This window comes from Pseudomonas sp. p50(2008), from assembly GCF_015351605.1.
In the GTDB taxonomy this organism is placed as follows: Bacteria; Pseudomonadota; Gammaproteobacteria; order Pseudomonadales; family Pseudomonadaceae; genus Aquipseudomonas.
Window position 1 is genome coordinate 201,443 of record NZ_JACMYF010000007.1, and the last position, 23,424, is coordinate 224,866.

The window sequence follows — 23,424 nt, forward strand, 5'->3', positions numbered from 1 at the left end:
TGAAAGAGCAAGACTTATGGACACCCGAAAACCAGATCTCGCAGCCCCTTCCACCGATGACACCATTAAGGTCCGTCGGAGCGACCAACAAAACTACTTGAACGCCACCCTTCAGGATCGCGACGCATTCAACTCTGAAGGGGTGAGTTGGGGCTCATCCCCCCAGATTATGTTTGTTTTTTTCTCGGCCGATGCAGGCACCCCCAAAGCACGTAAATTTGAAATTTATCTCCCGAGAAATATAACAACAGGTATCCACCCATTTAAATCAACCGATAAATCGATCGAAATTCTCTTTGTCGAATCGTATCCGGAATCCATTCGCTACCCGGCCGTTGAGGGTGTCATTAACTTGTACGTTGACGCTATAAACGGAAAATACTCCGGCACACTGAATGTAGTATTTAAGGACCCACAAAATCGGACATTCACATCCGAAGGCAAGTTTTCATTCACTATGAAACCCTAATCTGTACAGCCAAACCGTTTATGGACCAGGGCCGGCGCGTTAGCATTCTCTTCCACTCGGCTCTGGTCACAATTTGTCTCATCTTCAGTTATGCTCGCCGTTCGTCGTGAACGCCGGAGCCACTGACCTTATGTCCCCCACCCGCTTGTTTGTCCCCATCGCCCTCTTGTTGCTGGCCGCTTGTGCTACGCAACCCAAACAGAACGTGACCGTGGAAAAACAAAGCCAGTGTCCGGTGAAATTGAGCAACGGACAAAACCTGATCCTGACCCTGCCGAGTAACCCGACCACGGGTTATCGCTGGGCAATCCAGGACTCAGCCGGTGGCGTATTGCGGGCGCTCAGCCCTGAGGTGTACAGCAATCCGGAAGACGCCGGGATCGTCGGCAGTGCCGGCATCTCGACCTGGCGCTTCCAGGCATTCGCCAACGGCAACGGACGTTTGCGCCTGACCTCTCAGCAGCCATGGGCACCGGAAGTGCTGCCGGTGGACACCTTCGACTGCGCGATTTCGGTGAACTGACGTGGGCTGGCTAATCCTCGCGCTGATGGGCGCCGTGACGTTCCTCTATGGCCTGAGCGTGCACGCGACGCTGCTGTGTTTGCTGGTCAAACCGCTGCCCGTGCTGGCCTTGCTCGGCTGGCTGCACGATGCACCGCCCAGCGACTATCGCCGCTGGATCAGCCTTGGATTGATGTTCTCTCTGCTGGGCGATGTGCTGCTGGCATGGCCTGGGGACTTGTTCGTGTTTGGCCTGGGAGCTTTCCTGGTCGCGCATCTGGCCTATCTGAAAGCTTATTTGAGCGACTGCCGGCGCCTGGCGGTAGTGCCGTTGATCCTGGCACTCGGTGTGGGCGCGGTGCTGCTGGGGATTCTGATTTCTCACGGACTGGGACCGCTGCTGGTGCCAGTGATCATCTATGGCCTGGCCATCAGCGCCATGCTCTGGCGCGCATTGGCCCGCCTCGGCAGCGATGTGTCCAAGCGCTCGGCGATGCTGGCGGCAGCGGGCGCAGTGGCGTTTGTGTTATCTGACAGCGTGATCGGGATCAGTCGCTTTGTCATGCCGTTCGAGGCCGCGCCTTATGTGATCATCCTCAGCTATTGGTTGGGGCAATGGGGGATTGCGGCGTCGGCGTTCAGCCAGCGACCGCGCTGAACCCTGTGTGATCGTTCTGACGCGGTGCGTGGGGACGATCAACAACAATAAATTCCGTTGCCGCGGTCATTCAACAACACACCGTCAGACAACCCGCGCATCCCCGCCCCAAGTTGGCTAAAATGCCGGCCTTTTCCACCTACACCGCTGGAACCGCCGTGAGCAAAGAACCCGATCGCCTTTTCGCCCAGCCTTTGGCCCAGGTGCCCGACTTCGCCTTCAATGAGGACGTGGTGCGGGTGTTCCCGGACATGATCAAACGCTCGGTGCCGGGTTATCCGACCATCGTTGAAAACCTCGGCGTGCTGGCTGCGCAGTTCGCCCAGCCCAACAGCGTGCTTTACGACCTGGGCTCGTCTCTTGGCGCCGTGACCCAGGCCCTGCGCCGTCACGTGCGCACGGATGGCTGTCGCGTTATCGCTGTGGATAACTCTGCGGCCATGGTCGAGCGTTGCCGTGAATACCTTAACGGTCAAGACTCGATGTTCCAGGAGCTGCTGCCGGTGGAGGTAGTCGAGGGTGACATTCTCGCCCTCGACTTCCAGCCGGCCTCAGTGGTGGCGCTCAACTTCACCCTGCAATTCATTGCCCCGGACCAGCGCACGGCATTGCTCAGCCGTATTCATCAATCGTTGGTACCGGGCGGCGCATTGATTCTGTCGGAAAAGCTGCGCTTCAACGACCTCGAAGAACACGCGCTGCTCACCGACCTGCATGTCGCCTTCAAACGCGCCAACGGCTACAGCGAACTGGAAATCGCCCAGAAGCGCAGCGCCATCGAAAACGTCATGAAGCCCGACAGCCTCGAAGAACACCGCGAGCGCTTGTTGGCGGCCGGATTCTCGAAAGTCGTGCCGTGGTTCCAGTGTCTTAACTTCGCCTCGTTGATTGCCCTGCCATGATTGATCTGTCCCCCCTCGCCCGCCGTCTGGCCGGTACTCCACTGGCCGATTGGGCCAGCACACTGCAAGCCCAGCTCGACAAGAAAATGGAAAAGGGTCATGGCGATCTGGAGCGTTGGCAAAGCGCGCTGGATGCGCTGCCGAAGATCCAGCCCAGTGAAGTCGACTTGCTCAACGGCTTGAAGCTGGACACCGACTGCGACGATGAAACCCGCGTGCAGATGCGCACTGCGTTGATGGGGTTATCGCCGTGGCGCAAAGGGCCGTTCGACCTGTTTGGCGTGCATGTCGATACCGAATGGCGTTCGGACTGGAAGTGGTCGCGCGTTGCGCCGCATCTGGACCTGAAGGGTAAACGCATTCTCGATGTCGGCTGCGGCAACGGCTATTACATGTGGCGCATGCTCGGTGCCGGTGCCGACAGCGTGATCGGCGTCGACCCGAACTGGCTGTTCTTCTGCCAGTTCCAGGCGGTGCAACGTTACCTGTCCGAACCCAACGCCTGGCACTTGCCGTTCCCGCTTGAAGACCTGCCACCGAACCTTGAAGGTTTCGATACCGTGTTTTCCATGGGCGTTTTCTACCACCGCCGCTCACCGATCGAGCATCTGCTCGCGCTGAAGGACTGCCTGGTCAAGGGTGGGGAACTGGTGCTGGAAACGCTGGTGATCGAGGGCGATCAGCAGCAGGTGCTGGTGCCGGAAGACCGTTATGCACAGATGCGTAATGTGTGGTTCCTGCCGTCGGTGCCCGCGTTGATGCTATGGCTGCGCCGCGCCGGGTTCACGGATGTTCGTTGTGTGGACGTCAGCGTCACCAGCGTCGAAGAACAGCGCGGAACAGAGTGGATGAAGTACCAGTCGTTGAGTGATTTCCTCGATCCGAATGATCACAGCAAGACGATCGAAGGGCTGCCGGCGCCGATGCGTGCGGTGATCGTGGCCCGTAAGTAACCTCGATCTCCCGGCCAATGAAGATCCCCTGTGGGAGCGAACTGTGGCGAGGGGATTTATCCCCGTTGGACTGCGAAGCAGACGCCAGGCTTTTGCTTAGGGGACTGCTGCGCAGTCCAACGGGGATAAATCCCCTCGCCACAGTTCACTCCCACATTGGTTTCGTGTTTAGTCTGTTGATTTTGCACGACGCGCCTTGAAGAACTCGCTGAGCACAGCACCGCACTCTTCCGCCAGCACCCCGCCTTCAAACAATACCCGATGGTTCAAAAAGCCTTGGGTAAAAAACTGCCCCTGACTCTGCACAATCCCGGCCTTGGGTTCCAGGGCGCCATACACCACACGCGCAATCCGCGAATGCACGATCAGCCCGGCGCACATGCTGCACGGTTCGAGCGTCACATAAAGCGTGCTGCCCGGCAGGCGATAGTTGCTGGCGGCCAACGCCGCCGCACGGATGGCGACCATCTCGGCGTGGGCACTGGGGTCATGGCCACTGATCGGGCAATTGAAGCCGCGACCGATGATTTCACCGTCCTGCACCAGCACCGCCCCCACCGGCACTTCGCCCAGGGCGGCACCCTGTGCGGCCAGAGCCAGGGCTTCGCGCATGAATTCACGGTCACGGCTGCGATCGATGATGGCGGCGGGACGAATCTGACGCATCACGCCACCTCGATGGCGGCCATGAGGCCGGTTTCCATGTGATCGATCACATGGCAATGGAACATCCACACGCCCGGGTTATCCGCCACCAAAGCCACCTGTGCCCGCTCGTTCTTGCCCAGCAGGTAGGTGTCGGTGAAGTACGGAATGACCTTGTGCCGGTTCGAGGCGATGACCTTGAAGCTCATGCCGTGCAGGTGTATCGGGTGCTGGTACTGGGTCATGTTTTTCAATTCGAAAATGTAGCTCTTGCCCTTCTCGAGCTTGGCAATCGGGCGATCGGCGCAGGTCTTGTCGGTGATGTCCCAGGCCTTGCCGTTAATCTGCCACAGGCTTGGCGGTTTGCCGTTGTCGACGTTCAACGACACCGAACCCACCCATTCGAAATTGAAGTTGAGTTTTTCGGCATTGGCCAGGTCCGGTTCGGCCACGGGGTTGGCGGGCAAAGCGGGCGGCCATTGAGTCGGCGCTTCAGCATTGGCCACCGAACGGAACGTGCCCAGGCGCACCGGGCCGTTGCGCAGGGACAACGCTTCGCCAGCGGGCGGAGCCTTGATCGCCAGGCAGATACGCATGCCGGGGCCGAGCCAGTATTCCTTGCCCATGGGGCGCGGCTCGATGGGGTTACCGTCCAGCGCGTAGATCTGCGCTTCGACACCGGGAATGTTGATGCGATAGGTCAGGGTGTTGTCGAGGTTGAGCAGGCGCACGCGGGTGATCTGTCCGGCCGGCAAGTCGATTACCGCCTGCGAGACGCCGTTGATGGTCGACAAACGCCCCGCCGTACCGCCACGCGCGGCTTCGCGAGGAATGCTGAACGCGACGAACGCGCCTTCCTCATCGACGTGCCAGCTCTTGAGGCTCAACGTCTTCTCGTACTTGAATCCGGTGGGATCGCGCTCTTCAACGATCAGTGGGCCGACCAGACCGCGCCCCAGTTCTTCGCTGCTGTTCACATGGGGGTGATACCAAAAGCTGCCCGCATCGGGCACACGGAATTTGTAGTCGAAATACTCGCCTGGCAACACGGGAAGCTGGGAGACGTAAGGTACGCCGTCCATTTCCAGCGGCAGGCGGATGCCGTGCCAGTGAATGGTGGTCGCGACCGGCAGGTGGTTGATGAATCGTACCCGCAGCCATTCGCCCTGGCGCACCCGCAATTCGGTACCCGGTGCCGACGGACCGAACGCCCAGGCCTCGGTTGTGTGGCCCGGCACCAATTCGACATCCAGGGGCGCGGCGATCAACTCATAGTCGTGGCCCGCGTTGGCGTCGGCCATCTTGCCAAGCCAGTACCGCGACGCGCCCCCCGCTCCGACACCAACGACTACAAGACCGGCCAGGCCACCGAGGATTTGGCGACGGGTAAAGGACATGAACTCAACTACCTCTGCATCTGCGATGGACTGGTGGGTCCGCAAAAGGCGAATACGATACACCCGCAGATAAGAAACAGTAAGGAATACTCGATGAATAAGCGTGTGGCGCTTGTCTACTGTATTTTCCAAAAAGAGGGCTGATCGAACATTCGGCGCGTGGCAAAAAAAACCCAATGCCACCTCTACGATGGACAATATGGGTACTTCACCACCCCGTGAAGGCACTTAGCTAATGACGCCACTACTCGTCTGGAGAATGGACGAGCGACTTGCCGCTGATCAGCCCCTATTTTTCTGGTGAAGCAGCTTGTTACCGTTGAGACCCGACAAACCTGAACAACCTTTCGTAGAATGCCTCCGTGGCTATGGAACACCTTCCTTCTAAACCTCCTATGACCTAGGGGTTCCGCTCTCCACACCGCGCCTGCTTATTGCAGGCGTTTTTATATCGGCTGTAAACACGATGCTGCAGCTCGTCCGCAACGGCGGCCAAGGAGAAAATCAAGCATGAATCAGGAGCTGTTCCTGCGTCGCCGAACCAAAGTTCACGTACCGATTGGCACTGGCGGTGCCACGCGCGCTCAGGTCGCGTCGGCTGTCCGGGAAGTCGCGGCGTTCCGATGCGTACTATCAGAGCCTCTGATTGAGCAAATCGGCATGTTGTCAGCGACAGAACTAAAGCACTGGCTGCGAGAAATTGTCGGAGTGCTTCGGCGGGAGACTGGCGCTCATGTACACCACCGGCCGTTTTATCCTGACTTTCCAGATCAAGTTCTGACGGCCTCAGAGGCAGAGTTGTACTTTAACGCCGTCATTCACTACCTCACGCTTCGACGTTTACCACCGACTGAACACCTGCGGCCTGCGATGCTTGAAGGCAACTTCATATCCCGCGTTATCGAACCGGGAAGCGTCTCTGAGTTCGAGTCACTGCTCGAACCGCTGGTTTCATCGCACACCTCGCTCTCCGACGCGGAAACTGCCGATGTCGTCTGGTTTGTCCGAAATTACAAAAGCGATGTGTTCCGTCTGCTACCTGAGGCCGTCCCGTTCCGGGAGATCCGTGCACAGCTTGGCGGCGCACTTATCCTGCATGTCACCAGCGATGCACGGGTGGATGCATTCCTGGAGCGAAACGTCGAAACGGCGACTGATGTGCTACGACTTGCGGTCGCGCTGAATGGAGGAGACGTGTCGCTGACGACAGCTTCAACACGTTTCACAGCGATGAAGCGCTCGATGCGCCGCCTGCTGTTGCGCCTACTCGACCACATACCCAACGCTGCAGAAGACGTAATGCGACATGCTGAGCGCTGGAAACGCCTGGCTGAAGTACTGCATCCTGGCGACTACGCCGACAAATATCCACGAGCGTTAGCCGCCATCACGGCAGCGCGTCGCAACGAAGCGTCAACTTCACTTGAATCACGTGTCGAAACATTGCTTGCCCAGCGTCACATAGCAACACTTACACCCATACTACAGAGCCGTCCTGGCGAGTTCGCGCGACGGCTGGACGCGACCCTGCGGCGCGCGACGGAACCAGAGTCGGTTCTCAACGCTTTCGAGGCTGTTGCGACACAAGTGTCCTCACCTGTCCTGCTGCAGTTGCTGGCTCAAGTACGTGCTCCGCGCCCCCTTCCCCTAAGAGCCTTCACACCGAAAGGTTCATTCGCCAAGGTGTATGGCATCAGGGATCGACGCGAACTCCTCACCCCCGACGTGCTGGCTCGTGCAGCTCGGATCTGCGAGGACGCTCTCGTAAAGCGTTTTGCGTCACTGCCGCCGTTAGGCCGCTGTTTCATCGATCCAGCATTACGCGACTTCAGGGTGCCGCTGGCGCAGCGTGCCTCATCAAAGTCGCTACGAACGCTGGTGCGAGGCAGTCGGTTGCCTATGCCTGACACACGTTTCATTCGCCTTTTCTTGTGGTGGAAGAACGGTCGCGGACGCACGGACATCGACTTATCAGCCGCATTTTTCGACGTCAACTTCGTGTTCATAGAAACGGTCGCGTACTACAACCTGAAAGGTTTCGGCGGGTACCACAGCGGAGACATCGTCGACGCGCCCGACGGGGCTTCGGAGTTCATCGATCTCGACCTTGACCTTCTCGTTAAGAAGGGTATCCGCTACGTCGTCACGTCTATTAACTCATTCACCGAGCAGCCGTACTGCGATCTTCCAGAGTGCTTCGCAGGCTGGATGGCCCGCGCTGACACAGCTTCGGGTGAGGTATTCGAGCCTCGATCCGTGTTCGACCGTATCGATATAGCATCCGACACCGTTATCTGTCTGCCATTCGTGATGGACTTGCAGGAACGGCGCATGATTTGGGCCGATCTTGGACTCACTTCATCAACCCGCTGGAATAATGTCGGGAACAACCTCAGTGGGATATCGTTGATGCTGCGGGCGTTGGTACATACACCGCGGCCTGATTTGGAGACGCTGTTCGATTTACATGTTCGAGCACGGGGCGAACGGGTGGCTTCGCCACAACAGGCACAGGCGGTGTTTGCGCCTGATCAAGGAATAACGCCATTCGATACGGATTTGATTCGATCACAGTTTCTCTAATACCTACGCCAGCTTTTATCGCTCATTGAAAACGGCAGCTCTTGCGTCGGGGCTCTCCACCCAAAACAAAAATGCCAGTCAGCGTAACTGACTGGCATTAGTTAAGCCCCTTCCTGCTCCGAACCTAACGACACACGCTTGTCGGTGCCGGAATTCCCATCATTCCCACTCAATCGTCGCCGGCGGCTTGCTCGACACGTCGTAAGTGACGCGGGAAATGCCTTCGATTTCGTTGATGATGCGGCCGCTGACGGTTTCCAGCAGTTCGTAAGGCAGGTGTGCCCAACGCGCAGTCATGAAGTCGATGGTTTCAACGGCACGCAGGGCCACGACCCAGGCGTAACGGCGACCATCGCCCACAACGCCAACCGATTTCACTGGCTGGAATACCACGAACGCCTGGCTGACCTTGTGGTACCAGTCGGCTTTGCGCAGTTCTTCGATGAAGATGTGGTCGGCGCGACGCAGCAGGTCGGCGTATTCCTTCTTCACTTCACCGAGGATACGAACGCCAAGGCCCGGGCCCGGGAACGGGTGACGGTAGACCATGTCGTACGGCAGGCCGAGTTCCAGGCCCAGACGACGGACTTCGTCCTTGAACAGCTCGCGCAGGGGTTCAACCAGCTTGAGGTTCATTTCTTCCGGCAGGCCACCCACGTTGTGGTGCGACTTGATGACGTGAGCCTTGCCGCTTTTGGCGCCAGCCGACTCGATCACGTCCGGGTAGATGGTGCCTTGGGCGAGGTACTTGATGTTGTCCAGTTTGTTGGACTGGGCATCGAAGACGTCGATGAAGGTACGGCCGATGATCTTGCGTTTCTTCTCTGGATCGGACTCGCCGGCCAGGTTGTCGAGGAACTGATCTTCGGCGTTGGCACGGATCACCTTGACGCCCATGTTCTCGGCGAACATGGCCATCACTTGCTCACCTTCGTGCAGACGCAGCAGGCCGTTGTCGACGAAGACGCAGGTCAGTTGGTCGCCAATGGCTTTGTGCAGCAGTGCCGCAACCACGGAGGAGTCAACGCCGCCGGACAGGCCGAGCAGTACGTTGTCAGTGCCGACCTGGGCGCGAATGTTGGCGATGGCGTCTTCAGCAATTTTCGAAGGCGTCCACAGGGCTTCGCAGCCGCAGATGTCGAGGATGAAGCGCGACAGGATACGACCGCCCTGTTTGGTGTGGGTCACTTCCGGGTGGAACTGCACGCCGTAGTAGCCGCGAGCGTCGTCGAACATGCCGGCAATCGGGCAGCTCGGGGTGCTGGCGAGGATGTGGAAGTCCTGAGGCATTTTGGTGACTTTGTCACCGTGGCTCATCCACACGTCGAGGCCGAACAGGCCGTCAGCGTCGATGTGGTCTTCGATGCCGTCGAGCAGGCGGCTCTTGCCGACGACGTCGACACGGGCGTAACCGAACTCACGCAACTCGGAGCCTTCTACCTTGCCACCCAGCTGTTCAGCCATGGTCTGCATGCCGTAGCAGATACCGAAGACCGGTACGCCAAGGTCAAATACCGCTTGCGGGCAGCGAGGGCTGTTGGCTTCGTGCACGGACTCCGGGCCGCCGGCGAGAATGACGCCTTTTGGAGCGAATTCGCGAATCGCGTCTTCATCCATGTCGAACGGATGCAGTTCGCAATACACGCCGATTTCACGCACGCGGCGAGCAATCAGCTGGGTGTACTGGGAACCGAAATCGAGGATCAGGATGCGGTGAGCGTGAATGTCGAGGGCCATGATTCAGTCTCGTCTAAATAATTCAGAAACAGTCGTGATTCAGAAACAACTCGGGGCTGAATCAAACAGCCCCGGTTACTTAACTTTTTGCTGGAAGGCTCAACCTACGCGGTAGTTTGGCGCTTCTTTGGTGATCTGCACGTCGTGAACATGGGACTCGGCCATGCCAGCGCCGGTGATCCGCACGAACTCAGGCTTGGTGCGCATTTCTTCGATGTCGGCACTGCCGGTGTAACCCATCGAGGAACGCAGGCCGCCCATCAGTTGATGGATGATGGCGCTCAGGGTGCCCTTGTAAGGAACACGCCCTTCAATGCCTTCCGGAACCAGCTTCTCGGCGCCTGCCGAAGAGTCCTGGAAGTAGCGGTCGGAGGAACCTTGAGCCTGGGACATGGCGCCCAGTGAACCCATGCCACGGTAAGCCTTGTACGAACGGCCCTGGAACAGTTCGATCTCGCCTGGCGCTTCTTCAGTACCGGCGAACATCGAGCCCATCATCACGCAGGAAGCACCGGCAACGATGGCCTTGGACAGGTCACCGGAGAAACGGATGCCGCCGTCGGCGATCAACGGAACGCCAGTGCCTTCAAGGGCAGCAGCGACGTTAGCGATGGCACTGATTTGCGGGACGCCGACACCGGCGACGATACGGGTGGTGCAGATCGAGCCAGGGCCGATACCGACCTTGACTGCGTCAGCGCCCGCTTCGGCCAGGGCCAGGGCGGCAGCGCCGGTGGCGATGTTGCCGCCGATGACCTGCACTTCAGGGAAGTTCTGCTTGACCCAGCGAACGCGGTCGATCACGCCCTTGGAGTGACCGTGAGCGGTGTCGACCACCACCACGTCAACACCGGCGTTGACCAGCGCAGCAACACGATCACCGGTGTCTTTACCGGTACCGACTGCAGCACCTACGCGCAGACGACCTTGATCGTCCTTGCTGGCCAGCGGGTAAGCCTTGGCTTTTTCGATGTCGTTGACGGTCATCATGCCTTTGAGGGCGAATTTGTCGTCGACGATCAACACACGTTCGATACGGTGCTTGTGCAACAGCTCGCGAACGTCGTTCTTGTCGGCACCTTCCTTGACAGTGACCAGGCGCTCTTTAGGCGTCATCACTTCGCGGACAGTAGCTTCCAGACGATTTTCGAAACGCACGTCACGGGAAGTCACGATGCCGACGAGGTCGCCATTGTGCAATACCGGAACGCCGGAGATGTTGTGCATGCGGGTGAGTTCGAACAGTTCACGAACCGTGGCGTCAGCCTCGATGGTGATCGGGTCCTTGACCACGCCGGCCTCGTAACGCTTGACCTTGCGCACTTCGGCAGCTTGCTGCTCGATGGTCATGTTCTTGTGGATAATGCCGATGCCACCTTCCTGAGCCATGGCAATTGCCAGACGGGCTTCAGTGACGGTGTCCATGGCGGCAGAAACCAGGGGAATATTCAGCTCGATGCCACGGGTTAGGCGGGTCTTGAGACTGACTTCGTTAGGAAGCACCTCTGAATAACCAGGCACTAGGAGAATGTCGTCGAATGTCAGAGCTTCTTGGCTGATACGCAGCATCGCGGGGGCTCCCGAGCGGGAAAATGGAAGCGCGCCATTATAGTCAGACACCCCCTCGGGTTCAATGTAAAACTCTGGGTATTATCGATGCAGTGATCGACGGGGGGTTCACAACACGCTCTGTAGGAGCATGGCTTGCCCGCGATGGCGTTTTCGAGTCTGCCATCGCGAGCAAGCTTTGCTCCTACAGAATGACGATAACCCGGCCATTCGGGCCCTTCACAACTCGACTTTTACCCAGCTGACTGGCTGATCGAGCCAATCGGCAAACTCGTCGATAAAGCTCTGCTTGAACCCGGCCTCGGCCCAGTTGTTGAAGATGAACCCCAGGTTGGAAAACCCGCATTCCTGCAAAAACAGAAACCCGTTGATGTCGTCCTCGTGCCCGCATTCAGGGCAGGTGAAGTTGTCGGTACGTCCGGGCATCCACTCTTCCAGGCTTTCGAACAGCGCTTCGCCGATTTCCTTGCGGCACTCGGCACAGCCCGCCTCCTCCAGGAAACCCTTGGCCGGGGTGTAAATGCAGCGTTTGGTGATGATCTCCAGGCCATTGACCGGTTCACCAAACGGCAGTGCTTCCGGGTGCAGCACCACCGCGCGAGCGCCGTCGCCGATGGCATGGGCCATTCGATTGCCGGTTCGGCCACAGGTGGTCAGTTCTTCCTTGATGATGTTCTTGCGCACCAGCCAGCGCACGATCGCCCGCGCCCGGGGTTCGTGCACCGGCAGTGTAGAAATTTTCGGGACGATGATGCTTTGGGAATTCATGGTGCAAGCCTGCTCATACTGAATGATCCACCCTTGTAGGAGTGAGCCTGCTCCGGGCGGCGTTCCGACGATGGCGGTGTATCAGGCAAATCAATATTGACTGATCCACCGCCATCGTCGGAACGCCGCCCGGAGCAGGCTCACTCCTACAGGGTTTGCGGCCGGCAGCTTAATCCCTGACAAGCACAGGTCAAGTACTCAAATACCGCCCGATCAAGGCAATTCCACTCGCCAGGACCAACCAGGTCACAAGCCGCACGAATGCCTCGCGGGACAATCGCAGGGTCAGCCGCCGGCCGATCCATAGCCCTAACGCCATCGCGGGTAACAGACACAGCGCCAGTACCAACAAGGGTAGCTCGGCATACACGCCTGCGACGGCAAACAGGCTCAAACGCACCACCGTGCTGCAGCTGATCAGCGCGCTTTGGGTCGCGCGGGCCGCTTCCTTGGGCAGCCGACTGTTCAAATAGATCGCATATAAAAAGCCGCCACTGCCAAACAACGCACCGAACATCCCGCCCACCGTGCCCATGCGCACTGCCCAACCGGCCGACAACTGCGCCGGCCGTTTTTTGACCCACAAGCTATAGACCGCATAGGCACTGATGAACAGACCCATTAGTAACAGCAGCAGATCAGATTTAAGGTTGAGCAGAAAGATCACCCCCAACGTGCACCCCACTGCCATACAGGGCAACAGCCGCAGCAATTCGGGTTTCGCCACACCCTTTCGTGAAGGCAGCAAATTGCCAAAGGCCGCCACGAAATCCAGCAAGACCAGCAGCGGCACGATCTTCGACAGCGGCATGAACAGAATCAGAATCGGCCCTGCCACCAGCGCCGTACCGAAGCCGGCAATGCCAAACACGATGTACGCCAGGGCGATACCCAGCCCGATCACCAGCCAATCCGTAGCGCCGAATGGCCACTGGCTCAACAACTCAATCACGTTCATCTGCCCGCCTTCCTTGAACACCTGTCATGACTTTAGCTATCGAGGAGGGTTGCGACTAATATCTTAAAAGTCGCTTACTCATCTCAAAAAGGCATGCCTCGTGTTATCGACCCGGCAACTGCGGTACTTCGTCGAGATCGCCGAATGTGGAAGTTTCAGCACGGCAGCAGAGCGCCTGTTCGTGGCGCAGTCGGCGCTTAGCCGGCAAATCAAGGACATGGAAAGTCGCCTGCAAACGCCGCTATTCGAACGTACCGCCCGCCAGCCCCGACTGACGGCGGCTGGCGAAGCGTTCTTGCCGCGGGCAAAAAACCTGCTGACCGAGTTGAACAAGGCCAGTGAATTGGCCACTCAAGTAGGCAACGGCCAGCTGGGCACTTTGCGCTTGAGTCATTCCAGCACCGTTCCCATGAGTGGTCGCCTGCTGCGTGGCATCATCGACTACCTGGATCAGCAGCCTGGGGTGTCCATGGACATCGTCAAACTCTCTTCCGAGGCGCAACTCGAAGAATTGGCCGAGGGCCGTCTGGATGTCGGGCTGTTGCGCCTGCCCGTGCTGCGTCAACGTGAAGGGGTGCAAATTATTCCTTTATATAAAGAACGCTTGCTGCTGGCCGTTCCACCCAGGCATTGGCTGGCTGTGGATAACCACGCACAGGGCGTCGATCTGGGCCTGCTGAAGGACGAAGCCTTTATCTCGATCCCGCATCCCCAGCGCGGCGGGCTGAGTTACCTGTCGGCTGAGTTGTGCATGCGTCAGGGCTTCTTTCCCAAAGCCGCCAGAGTGGTGTCGCGCAAAACCACGCAACTGCAATTGATCCAGGCCGGATTCGGCATCGCCCTGTTGCCGGAATCGATGCAAGACATTGCACCGCCCGACATCCGCTTCCTGCCGTTGGCTGACCCGGATTGCCAGAGCACCGTGGCCCTCGCCTGCCGGCAGAGCCCGACGGCGCTGATTGAACAGTTCATCCGACATTTCACCGCGCCTATGTAGAAGCTGCCGCAGGGGATCGTGTATTCCGTTGGAGATTGCCTTTATCATGCGCCCCATGATTAAAGATCCCTTTGCAAGACTCGGCCTGGACCGTGAAGTCCTGACTGTCAGCCAGCTCAACGGCCGCGCGCGGGTGTTGCTTGAAGACGTGTTCAGCAACATCTGGGTCGAAGGCGAAATCTCCAACCTCGCCCGTCCGGCGTCCGGCCATGTGTACTTCACGTTGAAGGACAGCGGCGCCCAGGTGCGTTGCGCGCTGTTTCGGCAGAACGCCGCGCGGGTTCGCCAGGCGCTGAAGGACGGCCTGGCGGTCAAGGTTCGGGGTAAGGTTTCGCTGTTCGAGGGGCGTGGCGACTATCAGTTGATCCTCGATACCGTGGAGCCGGCCGGTGATGGCGCCCTGCGCCTGGCCTTCGATGCCTTGAAGGAAAAGCTCAGCGCCGAAGGTCTGTTCAGTGCCGAACGCAAAGTGCCGCTGCCTGCGCACCCGCAACGCATCGGGATCATCAGTTCGCCCACCGGCGCAGTCATTCGCGACATTATTAGCGTGTTCAGACGCCGTGCTCCGCAGGTACAGCTGACGCTGATTCCAACCGCCGTGCAGGGTCGCGAAGCCACCGCGCAGATTGTTCGTGCGCTGAAGCTGGCCGATGCTCGCGGCTTCGACGCGTTGATCCTGGCTCGCGGCGGTGGTTCGCTGGAAGACCTCTGGTGTTTCAACGAAGAGGCCGTAGCCCGTGCCGTGGACGCCTGCGTGACGCCGATTGTCAGCGCCGTCGGGCATGAAACCGACGTGTCGATCAGTGACTTCGTCGCCGACGTGCGCGCACCAACGCCGTCCGCCGCCGCCGAGCTGCTGGCACCGGATTCCAGCGATCTGGTTCGTCGGGTCGAAAGCCTGCATCGACGTCTGGTAATGCGTATTCGCGATCGTCTGATGCGCGACCGTCTGCGCCTGGAAGGCATGTCACGTCGTCTGCGTCATCCCGGCGAACGCCTGCGTCAGCAAGCGCAACGCCTGGACGACCTGGACATGCGCATGCGCCGCGCGTTCGAACGCAACCTTAATACCCGTCGCGAGCGGTTGATCCGCCTGGAAACACGCCTTGCCGGCCAGCATCCGGGCCGGCAACTGGCGATGTTGCGCCAGCGCCTCGACAGCCTTGCCGAACGCCTGCCCCGTGCCATGCGTGAAGGCCTTAAAGGCCGGCGTCTGCAGCTGCAAAGCCAGATGCAGACACTGCATGTGGTCAGTCCGCTGGCGACCCTTGGCCGCGGCTACAGCATTCTGCTGGATGAACGCGGCAACGCGATTCGTAACGCCGCCCAGACGCACACCGGCCAGCGCCTGAAAGCCAAGCTTGGCGAAGGCGAGTTGCACGTTCGGGTCGAAGATAATCACCTGACGCCTGTCACCCTTTCTTTACTGGATTGATCCATGCCGCGTTTCTTAGCTTCGCTGTTTCTGCTGTGCCTGACCTTCAACGCCCACGCTGACAGCTACATCACCCGCCTGCTGAACAAGCCGGTACCGGGCGGCGTGGCGGTGGTTGATCTGGGCGCATCCGCCCAGGCGCCGAAAGCCAGCTACCAGGGCAAGCCGGTTCTGGTGGTCAAGGAACAGAACAACTGGCTGGCCATCGTCGGCGTGCCGTTGACCGTCAAACCGGGCACGCAGCAGGTCACCAGCGGCGGCCGCAACCTGCCCTTCATCGTCGGCAACAAGAAATACCCGGAACAGCACATCACCCTGAAAAATACCCAGCAGGTCAATCCGAACCCGGCAAACCTGAAACGCATCGAGGGCGAACTGGCCGAGCAAATCCAGGCCTACCGCAGCTTCAGCCCGAACACGCCGAGCAACCTGTTGCTGGACAAACCGGTCAACGGCCCACTGTCGAGCAAGTTCGGCGTACGTCGTTTCTTCAACGGCGAAGAACGCAATCCTCACGCCGGCCTGGATTTCGCCGTACCTGCCGGCACACCGATCAAGACGCCGGCGGCGGGCAAGGTGATTCTGATCGGCAACTACTTCTTCAATGGCAACACGGTATTCGTCGACCACGGCCAAGGGTTCATCAGCATGTTCTGCCACATGTCGAAGATTGACGTGAAAGTCGGCCAGCAAATGGCCCGGGGTGGTGTAGTCGGCAAGGTCGGTGCAACCGGCCGTGCAACCGGGCCGCACATGCACTGGAACATCAGCCTGAATGATGCGCGGGTTGATCCGGCGATATTTATTGGGGCGTTTCAGCCTTGAATCAAATTCGGCAAAATTCAGCGACGGTTTTTGATCTGGCTTTTGATCTTGATCCACCCGCCCTCGGCTTTCAGGTTGCCATCGCTGGCAGGCCAGCTCCCACGGTTTAAATCTCCACCCACTCATCAAACTCCGGACAATAAAAAACCCGCTGAAAACGCTTCAGCGGGTTTCTCATATCAGCGGTCCAGACGATCAGAAATCCTCAAGCCGCCACACTTCGTAAGCCGGTGTTTCATAGGGATGGCTGAGTTTCAACGCAGCCACTACGGCCACGATCAACTCATCCGCCACCACCAGCTCAACCTTCCACTCCTCGACCTGTTCGACCTGGCCACCCTGCCCAATGAACGGCTGACTGCCGTCCAACGGGCGAAACTGGCCCAGGCCCAACACCTGCCATGAACAGTGGTCGTAAGCGCCGATTCGCCCGCCACCGGCAGCGAATACAGCGCTCTTGACCAACTCGACATGACTGGCCGGGACGAAGAAAGCGAGCTTGTACACGACGCTTAGTTCACCCACACGCGAGCGTTACGGAACATACGCATCCACGGCGCGTCTTCGTTCCAGTCTTCCGACCGCCACGAGTTCTGCACGGCGCGGAACACGCGCTCCGGGTGCGGCATCATGATGGTCACGCGACCGTCACGGCTGGTCAGCCCGGTGATACCGCGCGGCGAACCGTTCGGGTTGGCCGGGTAGCTCTCGGTGACCTTGCCGTGGTTGTCGACGAAACGCATCGCTACGCAACCCGACAGATCAGCTTCAAGCAACGCTTCTTCGCTGGCGAATTCGGCGTGACCTTCACCGTGAGCGATGGCGATCGGCATGCGCGAACCGGCCATGCCTTGCAGGAAGATCGAGTTCGACTCCTGAACCTGAACCATCGCCACACGCGCTTCAAACTGCTCGGAACGGTTACGCACGAAGTGCGGCCAGAACTCGCTGCCCGGAATCAGTTCGTGCAGGTTGGACATCATCTGGCAACCGTTGCACACGCCGAGGGTGAAGCTGTCGTTACGTTCGAAGAAGCCCTGGAACGCGTCGCGAGCACGGCTGTTGAACAGCGCGGACTTGGCCCAGCCTTCGCCGGCACCCAGTACGTCGCCGTAGGAGAAACCACCGCAAGCGACCAGACCTTTGAACTCGTTCAGGTCGACACGGCCGGCCAGAATGTCGCTCATGTGCACGTCGATCGCGCTGAAACCGGCGCGGTCGAAGGCGGCTGCCATTTCCACCTGACCGTTGACGCCCTGCTCACGCAGTACGGCAACCTGTGGGCGAATGCCTTTCTTGATGTAAGGCGCGGCAACGTCCTGGTTCACGTCAAAGCTCAGCTTGACGCTCAGGCCCGGGTTGTCTTCTTCCAGCAGCACGTCGAATTCTTGTTCGGCGCAGTCGGCGTTATCACGCAGGCGCTGAATCTGGTAGCTGGTTTCAGCCCAGGTACGCTGCAGCAGACGACGCTGACCTTCGAACACGGTTTCGCCGTTGAAGGTGATGTTGATCTGGCCGTTGTTCATCGGCTGACCGATCACCGACACGCACTCGCCCAGACCGGCAGCACTGAATTGCGCAAGGATGTCTGGCGTAGCGTCCTGGCGAACCTGAATCACGGCACCCAGTTCTTCGTTGAACAGGATGGCAGCGATGTCGGCGGACGTTTCTGCCAGACCGTCGAGGTTCAGGCTCAGACCGCAGTGACCGGCGAACGCCATTTCCACGGTGCTGGTCAGCAAACCGCCGTCAGAGCGGTCGTGGTAGGCCAGCAAGTGACCGTCGGCGTTGAGGCCCTGGATCACAGCGAAGAAGGCTTTGAGGTCTTCGGCATCGTCAACGTCTGGAGCCTGGGAACCGAGCTTGCCGTGAACCTGGGCCAGGATCGAGGCGCCCATGCGGTTCTGGCCACGACCCAGATCAATCAGGATCAGGTCGGTGGTGCCCTTGTCCATGCGCAGTTCCGGGGTCAGGGTCTGACGGATGTCAGCCACTGGCGCGAAACCGGTCACGATCAGCGACATCGGCGACGTCACGGTTTTGTCGACGCCTTCGTCGTTCCAGCGCGTGGCCATGGACATGGAGTCCTTGCCCACTGGAATGGTGATGCCCAACTCAGGGCACAATTCCATGCCGACCGCTTTCACGGTGTCGTAAAGGCGTGCGTCTTCACCCGGGTGACCGGCAGCGGACATCCAGTTGGCCGACAGTTTGATGTCGGAAATCTTGTTGATGCGCGAAGCGGCGATGTTGGTCAGGGTTTCACCGATGGCCATACGGCCGGACGCCGGAGCATTCAGCAGTGCCAGCGGAGTACGCTCGCCCATGGCCATGGCTTCACCGGTGTAAACGTCGAAACTGGTGGCAGTGACGGCAACGTCGGCGACCGGAACCTGCCAAGGGCCGACCATCTGATCACGGGCCACGAGGCCGGTGATGGTGCGGTCACCGATGGTGATCAGGAAGCTTTTGCTGGCGACAGCCGGGTGATGCAGAACGCGCTCGACGCAGTCTGCGATCTCCAGGGTGCTCGGATCGAAATCATCGCCCAGCTCGTTTTCACGTACAGCCGAACGGTGCATGCGCGGGGCTTTGCCCAGCAGCACTTCCAGTGGCATGTCCACCGGGCTGTTGCCGAAGTGGCTGTCGGTGACCGTCAGTTGCGGCTCGGCAGTGGCTTCGCCGACGACGGCAAACGGGCAACGCTCGCGTTCGCAGATCGCCTGGAAGCGTTCGAAGTCAGCCGGGCCGACCGCCAGAACGTAACGTTCCTGGGATTCGTTGCTCCAGATTTCGTGCGGGGCCATGCCCGGCTCGTCGTTTGGAATGTTGCGCAGTTCGAAGCGGCCACCACGGTTACCGTCGTTGACCAGTTCCGGGAAGGCATTGGACAGACCACCCGCGCCGACATCATGGATGAAGCTGATCGGGTTTTTGTCACCCAATTGCCAGCAACGGTCGATGACTTCCTGGCAGCGGCGCTCCATCTCAGGGTTTTCGCGCTGTACAGAGGCGAAGTCGAGGTCCGCCGAGCTGGTGCCGGTGGCCATGGAGGAAGCCGCACCGCCACCCAGACCGATCAGCATCGCCGGGCCGCCGAGCACGATCAGCTTGGAGCCGACGGTGATCTCGCCTTTCTGCACGTGTTCGGCACGGATGTTACCCATGCCGCCCGCCAGCATGATCGGCTTGTGGTAGCCACGAACTTCGTCGCCATGCGGGGTGGTGATCGATTGTTCGAAGGTACGGAAGTAACCGGTCAGTGCCGGGCGGCCGAATTCGTTGTTGAACGCGGCACCACCCAGTGGGCCTTCGATCATGATGTCCAGCGCGGTAACGATGCGCTCAGGCTTGCCGTACGGCACTTCCCACGGCTGTTCGAAGCCCGGGATTTGCAGGTTGGATACGGTGAAACCGGTCAGGCCAGCCTTTGGCTTGGCGCCGCGACCGGTGGCACCTTCGTCGCGGATTTCGCCACCGGAACCGGTGGACGCGCCCGGGAACGGGGCAATCGCGGTCGGGTGGTTGTGCGTCTCGACTTTCATCAGGATGTGCACCGGTTCCTGCACCGCACCGTACTGGCGGGTTTCAGGGTCCGGGAAGAAGCGGCCGGCAACGTTACCGACGATCACCGACGCGTTGTCCTTATAAGCCGACAGAACGCCTTCGCTGTGCATCTGGTAGGTGTTCTTGATCATGCCGAACAGGCTTTTTTCCTGGCTCTGACCGTCGATATCCCAACTGGCGTTGAAGATCTTGTGACGGCAGTGCTCGGAGTTCGCCTGGGCAAACATCATCAGTTCGATGTCGTGCGGGTTGCGCTTCAAGCCAATGAAGGCGTTGACCAGATAGTCGATCTCGTCTTCAGCCAGGGCCAGGCCCAGTTCGGTGTTGGCTTTTTCCAGCGCGGCACGGCCGCCACCCAACACATCGATCGCGGTGAGCGGTTTCGGCTCAGCGTGGCTGAACAGGCCGGCGGCTTGTTCGAGGCTGGCGAGAACGATCTGGGTCATGCGGTCGTGCAAGGCGTCCGAGATCAACTGCGCTTCGGTGTCGCTGAACTGGCCGGCAACATAGAAGGCAATGCCGCGCTCAAGGCGCTGGATCTTGGCCAGGCCGCAGTTGCGGGCAATGTCGCTGGCCTTGCTCGACCACGGCGAGATAGTGCCGAAACGCGGTAACACCAGGAACAGACGACCGGTCGGCTCCTGGACAGGAACACTTGGGCCGTACTTCAGAAGGCGCGCAAGCACCTGCTGTTCGTCGCCGGTCAGGACGCCGGTAACTTCGGCGAAGTGAGCGAATTCAGCATACAAGCCGCTGACAGCCGGGACTTTCTGGCTCAGTTGCTCAAGGAGTTTGCTGTGGCGAAAGGCAGAAAGGGCAGGAGCGCCGCGCAGGATCAACATCTTCGGGACAGCCTCGGGAAGGGGTGTGCTTTGAGGCCGTGCATTCTAGCCTAAACCGCCCGCGACATCACCCGAAACGGTACGGGCGGCCATACCCGGGCGTCGGGCTGGGGATTCGAACCTTAAATCGAAGTGCATGCGGGGTTATTTTTGCTGTCACAAATAAGCGTTCAGGCCCATTCCTGCGGGCTCTGGAGCGGTTTTTCGATCTCTAGCAGACTAGCCCTTCGCTGTCGAGATATGGCGCTCGTGGTCCTTTGCGTATACTGCGCAGATGTTTTCCCCAACGGCTTTGCGTCCGCGGTACGCCAAATGGCTGATCGCAACCGGACTCTTCCTGATGCTCAACGGGTGTGTTGATAAACCCAACACACTGGAGCGCGTAAAGGAGGATGGTGTGCTGCGGGTGGTTACCCGAAACAGTCCCGCCACTTACTTTCAGGATCGCAACGGTGAAACCGGCTTCGAATATGAGCTGGTGAAGCGTTTCGCCGACGATCTGGGGGTCGAGCTCAAAATCGAAACCGCCGACAACCTTGATGACCTGTTCAATCAGGTGGGCAAACCTAACGGCCCTGTCATGGCTGCTGCCGGTCTGGTCAGCAGCGAGCAACGCAAGAAGCAAGTGCGGTTTTCCCACTCTTACCTCGAAGTCACCCCCCAGATCATCTATCGCAATGGCCAATCGCGGCCAACCGATGCAGGCGATCTGGTCGGCAAGAAGATCATGGTGCTCAAGGGCAGCACCCACGCCGAACAATTGGCAGAGCTGAAAAAGAAATTCCCCGCCATTGAATACGAAGAGTCCGACGCAGTTGAAGTCGTGGACCTGCTGCGGATGGTGGACGAAGGCCAGATCGATCTGACCCTGGTCGACTCCAATGAAGTGGCGATGAACCAGGTCTACTTCACCAACATACGGGTCGCTTTCGACCTGGGAGACGCCAGCAACCAGAGCTGGGCGGTGGCAGCGGGCGAAGACAACAGCCTGCTCAACGAGATCAACAGTTACCTCGACAAAGTGAAGAAGAACGGCACGCTGCAGCGGCTCAAGGATCGCTATTACGGCCACGTCGATGTCCTTGGCTACATGGGCGCCACCACCTTCGCCCAACATTTGCAGCAACGGCTTCCCAAGTACGAACAGCACTTCAAGGCATACGCCAAGAAAGAGAAGGTCGACTGGCGCTTGCTGGCGGCGGTGGGTTATCAGGAGTCCCTGTGGCAACCGGCCGTCACGTCCAAGACGGGCGTTCGGGGGTTGATGATGCTGACCCAGAATACGGCGCAGGCCATGGGCGTCTCCAATCGGCTTGACCCCAAACAAAGCATCATGGGCGGGGCCAAGTACCTGGCCTACATGAAAGATCAGCTGGACGAGTCGATTCAGGAACCCGACCGCACCTGGTTTGCACTTGCGGCCTACAACGTTGGCAGCGGTCACCTGGATGACGCCCGCAAACTGACGGCCAAGGAAGGGTTGAACCCGGACAAATGGCTGGACGTGAAGAAGATCCTGCCGCGCCTGTCCCAAAAGCAGTGGTACAGCAAAACCCGCTACGGCTACGCCCGAGGCGGCGAGCCTGTGCACTTTGTGGCGAACATTCGGCGCTACTACGACATTCTGACCTGGGTCACGCAGCCGCAGCTTGAAGGCGATCAAGTGGCCGAGGGCAACCTGCATGTGCCGGGCATCGACAAGACCAAGCCGAGCCAGGAAACGCCGCAGCTTTAAAACCTTTGCAGCTTTCCAGGATGCCATCGCGGGCAAGCCTTGCTCCCACAGATCGACTCAGACCTGTGGGAGCGTGGCTTGCCCGCGATGGCAGCGCCGCCGATTTAGCCTTTCAACGCCGCAGCCAGAATCAGCGCTTTCATCTCCGACACCGCCGACTTGAAGCCGACGAACAGCGCGTGCGCCACCAGTGCGTGGCCGATGTTCAGTTCGTTGATGCCCTTGATCGCAGCGACCGCTTCAACGTTGTGGTAGTGCAGACCGTGACCGGCGTTGACGATCAAACCCTGGGCCAGACCGAAGGCTACGCCGTCCGCTACACGCTTCAGTTCCTCAGCCACGTCGGTCGGCGTCTCCGCGTCCGCGTAGCGACCGGTGTGCAGTTCGATCGCCGGCGCGCCAACACGACGAGAGGCCTCGATCTGACGCTCATCGGCATCAATGAACAGCGACACCTCGCAGCCGATCTTCGCCAGGCGATCCACTGCGGCCTTGATGCGAGCTTCCTGCCCCGCTACGTCCAGGCCACCTTCAGTGGTCAATTCCTGGCGGGTTTCCGGCACCAGGCAGATGTGCGCCGGACGTATGCGCTCGGCAAACGCCATCATCTCTTCCGTGACACCCATTTCGAAGTTCATGCGGGTTTGCAGAACGTCCTTGAGCAACAGTACGTCGCGCTCCTGGATGTGCCGACGGTCTTCGCGCAGATGCACGGTGATCCCGTCAGCGCCCGCCTCTTCCGCGTCCAGCGCAGCCTTGACCGGATCGGGATAGCGAGTGCCCCGGGCCTGACGCAGAGTGGCAACGTGATCAATGTTCACGCCAAGAAGAATGCGATTGCTGGTGGTCACGGAAGCGCTCCTGAAGAGGGGAAAGTTCGGT

The 23,424-nt window shown here is 59.4% G+C and carries 19 protein-coding genes; 10 read left to right on the forward strand and 9 right to left on the reverse strand.

What is annotated here, in order from left to right:
• Positions 1-16 precede the first annotated feature (16 nt).
• The 5 genes from H7698_RS20605 to cmoB all read left to right on the forward strand — a co-directional run bounded on the left by H7698_RS20605 (position 17) and on the right by cmoB (position 3,484).
• A complete protein-coding gene (locus H7698_RS20605; RefSeq protein ID WP_194692664.1) occupies positions 17-469 on the forward strand; it encodes a hypothetical protein in 453 nt (150 codons plus the stop codon).
• Positions 470-599: 130 nt separating this feature from the next.
• Positions 600-992, forward strand: coding sequence for a protease inhibitor I42 family protein (locus H7698_RS20610; RefSeq protein ID WP_194692665.1), 393 nt, complete (start codon positions 600-602; stop codon positions 990-992).
• A 1-nt stretch (position 993) separates the two neighbouring features.
• Positions 994-1,629, forward strand: coding sequence for a lysoplasmalogenase (locus H7698_RS20615; protein ID WP_194692666.1), 636 nt, complete (start codon positions 994-996; stop codon positions 1,627-1,629).
• Positions 1,630-1,751: 122 nt separating this feature from the next.
• Complete coding sequence (gene cmoA, locus H7698_RS20620) at positions 1,752-2,531, forward strand: carboxy-S-adenosyl-L-methionine synthase CmoA (RefSeq protein ID WP_178114314.1); 780 nt, start codon at positions 1,752-1,754, stop codon at positions 2,529-2,531.
• Entirely contained in the window at positions 2,528-3,484 is a 957-nt protein-coding gene (gene cmoB / locus H7698_RS20625) for a tRNA 5-methoxyuridine(34)/uridine 5-oxyacetic acid(34) synthase CmoB (RefSeq protein WP_194692667.1), read from the forward strand. Before cmoA ends, cmoB begins: the two co-directional genes overlap by 4 nt.
• A gap of 168 nt (positions 3,485-3,652) precedes the next feature.
• On the opposite strand, the gene tadA is transcribed toward cmoB, so the two are convergent.
• Both tadA and H7698_RS20635 read right to left on the reverse strand, forming a co-directional pair.
• Positions 3,653-4,150: a tRNA adenosine(34) deaminase TadA gene (gene tadA / locus H7698_RS20630; RefSeq protein ID WP_194692668.1), complete on the reverse strand. Its 498-nt coding sequence runs from the start codon at positions 4,148-4,150 to the stop codon at positions 3,653-3,655.
• Positions 4,150-5,526, reverse strand: a complete 1,377-nt coding sequence (locus H7698_RS20635; RefSeq protein WP_194692669.1) for a multicopper oxidase family protein — start codon at positions 5,524-5,526, stop codon at positions 4,150-4,152. The genes tadA and H7698_RS20635 overlap by 1 nt, the downstream gene beginning before the upstream one ends.
• Positions 5,527-6,036: 510 nt before the next feature.
• On the opposite strand from H7698_RS20635, the gene H7698_RS20640 reads away from it, so the two are divergent.
• Positions 6,037-8,109, forward strand: coding sequence for a TerD family protein (locus tag H7698_RS20640; protein ID WP_194692670.1), 2,073 nt, complete (start codon positions 6,037-6,039; stop codon positions 8,107-8,109).
• A gap of 159 nt (positions 8,110-8,268) precedes the next feature.
• Here the strand turns inward: H7698_RS20640 and guaA are convergent, their stop codons facing one another.
• The 4 genes from guaA to H7698_RS20660 all read right to left on the reverse strand — a co-directional run bounded on the left by guaA (position 8,269) and on the right by H7698_RS20660 (position 13,141).
• On the reverse strand, positions 8,269-9,846 hold the full coding sequence (guaA, locus tag H7698_RS20645; RefSeq protein ID WP_162438725.1) for a glutamine-hydrolyzing GMP synthase: 1,578 nt from the start codon (positions 9,844-9,846) through the stop codon (positions 8,269-8,271).
• A gap of 99 nt (positions 9,847-9,945) precedes the next feature.
• Complete coding sequence (guaB, locus tag H7698_RS20650) at positions 9,946-11,415, reverse strand: IMP dehydrogenase (RefSeq protein WP_162438724.1); 1,470 nt, start codon at positions 11,413-11,415, stop codon at positions 9,946-9,948.
• A 219-nt stretch (positions 11,416-11,634) separates the two neighbouring features.
• A complete protein-coding gene (locus H7698_RS20655; RefSeq protein ID WP_162438723.1) occupies positions 11,635-12,183 on the reverse strand; it encodes a sugar ABC transporter ATPase in 549 nt (182 codons plus the stop codon).
• A 190-nt stretch (positions 12,184-12,373) separates the two neighbouring features.
• Positions 12,374-13,141, reverse strand: coding sequence for a sulfite exporter TauE/SafE family protein (locus H7698_RS20660; protein ID WP_194692671.1), 768 nt, complete (start codon positions 13,139-13,141; stop codon positions 12,374-12,376).
• Positions 13,142-13,241: 100 nt separating this feature from the next.
• On the opposite strand from H7698_RS20660, the gene H7698_RS20665 reads away from it, so the two are divergent.
• Genes H7698_RS20665 through H7698_RS20675 form a run of 3 tightly spaced genes read left to right on the forward strand, consistent with a single transcriptional unit; the run spans position 13,242 to position 16,398 of the window.
• Positions 13,242-14,138: a LysR family transcriptional regulator gene (locus tag H7698_RS20665; RefSeq protein WP_194692672.1), complete on the forward strand. Its 897-nt coding sequence runs from the start codon at positions 13,242-13,244 to the stop codon at positions 14,136-14,138.
• Positions 14,139-14,193: 55 nt separating this feature from the next.
• Entirely contained in the window at positions 14,194-15,573 is a 1,380-nt protein-coding gene (gene xseA / locus H7698_RS20670) for an exodeoxyribonuclease VII large subunit (RefSeq protein ID WP_194692762.1), read from the forward strand.
• 3 nt (positions 15,574-15,576) lie between these two features.
• The gene (locus H7698_RS20675; protein WP_162438720.1) at positions 15,577-16,398 is read left to right on the forward strand and encodes a peptidoglycan DD-metalloendopeptidase family protein; all 822 of its coding nucleotides are present in this window, start codon (positions 15,577-15,579) and stop codon (positions 16,396-16,398) included.
• A 195-nt stretch (positions 16,399-16,593) separates the two neighbouring features.
• On the opposite strand, the gene H7698_RS20680 is transcribed toward H7698_RS20675, so the two are convergent.
• Positions 16,594-16,905: a Nif3-like dinuclear metal center hexameric protein gene (locus H7698_RS20680; protein ID WP_162438719.1), complete on the reverse strand. Its 312-nt coding sequence runs from the start codon at positions 16,903-16,905 to the stop codon at positions 16,594-16,596.
• A 5-nt stretch (positions 16,906-16,910) separates the two neighbouring features.
• Positions 16,911-20,807 carry a phosphoribosylformylglycinamidine synthase gene (purL, locus tag H7698_RS20685; RefSeq protein ID WP_194692673.1) on the reverse strand — a complete coding sequence of 1,299 codons (3,897 nt, stop codon included), beginning with the start codon at positions 20,805-20,807 and terminating at the stop codon, positions 16,911-16,913.
• A gap of 274 nt (positions 20,808-21,081) precedes the next feature.
• Between purL and mltF the strand changes: the two genes are divergently transcribed.
• On the forward strand, positions 21,082-22,542 hold the full coding sequence (gene mltF / locus H7698_RS20690; protein WP_162438717.1) for a membrane-bound lytic murein transglycosylase MltF: 1,461 nt from the start codon (positions 21,082-21,084) through the stop codon (positions 22,540-22,542).
• A 104-nt stretch (positions 22,543-22,646) separates the two neighbouring features.
• On the opposite strand, the gene pdxJ is transcribed toward mltF, so the two are convergent.
• Complete coding sequence (pdxJ, locus tag H7698_RS20695) at positions 22,647-23,393, reverse strand: pyridoxine 5'-phosphate synthase (protein WP_008151581.1); 747 nt, start codon at positions 23,391-23,393, stop codon at positions 22,647-22,649.
• Positions 23,394-23,424 lie beyond the last annotated feature (31 nt).

Excerpts from the sequence above, each read along its gene's own strand:
- tadA (WP_194692668.1), bottom strand. The coding sequence starts at position 4,150 with ATGCGTCAGATTCGTCCCGCCGCCATCATCGATCGCAGCCGTGACCGT.
- H7698_RS20660 (WP_194692671.1), bottom strand. The coding sequence starts at position 13,141 with ATGAACGTGATTGAGTTGTTGAGCCAGTGGCCATTCGGCGCTACGGAT.
- H7698_RS20675 (WP_162438720.1), top strand. The coding sequence starts at position 15,577 with ATGCCGCGTTTCTTAGCTTCGCTGTTTCTGCTGTGCCTGACCTTCAAC.
- cmoA (WP_178114314.1), top strand. The coding sequence starts at position 1,752 with ATGCCGGCCTTTTCCACCTACACCGCTGGAACCGCCGTGAGCAAAGAA.
- H7698_RS20605 (WP_194692664.1), top strand. The coding sequence starts at position 17 with ATGGACACCCGAAAACCAGATCTCGCAGCCCCTTCCACCGATGACACC.
- H7698_RS20635 (WP_194692669.1), bottom strand. The coding sequence starts at position 5,526 with ATGTCCTTTACCCGTCGCCAAATCCTCGGTGGCCTGGCCGGTCTTGTA.
- H7698_RS20610 (WP_194692665.1), top strand. The coding sequence starts at position 600 with ATGTCCCCCACCCGCTTGTTTGTCCCCATCGCCCTCTTGTTGCTGGCC.
- H7698_RS20655 (WP_162438723.1), bottom strand. The coding sequence starts at position 12,183 with ATGAATTCCCAAAGCATCATCGTCCCGAAAATTTCTACACTGCCGGTG.
- H7698_RS20640 (WP_194692670.1), top strand. The coding sequence starts at position 6,037 with ATGAATCAGGAGCTGTTCCTGCGTCGCCGAACCAAAGTTCACGTACCG.
- guaB (WP_162438724.1), bottom strand. The coding sequence starts at position 11,415 with ATGCTGCGTATCAGCCAAGAAGCTCTGACATTCGACGACATTCTCCTA.
- cmoB (WP_194692667.1), top strand. The coding sequence starts at position 2,528 with ATGATTGATCTGTCCCCCCTCGCCCGCCGTCTGGCCGGTACTCCACTG.
- mltF (WP_162438717.1), top strand. The coding sequence starts at position 21,082 with ATGTTTTCCCCAACGGCTTTGCGTCCGCGGTACGCCAAATGGCTGATC.
- purL (WP_194692673.1), bottom strand. The coding sequence starts at position 20,807 with ATGTTGATCCTGCGCGGCGCTCCTGCCCTTTCTGCCTTTCGCCACAGC.
- guaA (WP_162438725.1), bottom strand. The coding sequence starts at position 9,846 with ATGGCCCTCGACATTCACGCTCACCGCATCCTGATCCTCGATTTCGGT.
- xseA (WP_194692762.1), top strand. The coding sequence starts at position 14,194 with ATGATTAAAGATCCCTTTGCAAGACTCGGCCTGGACCGTGAAGTCCTG.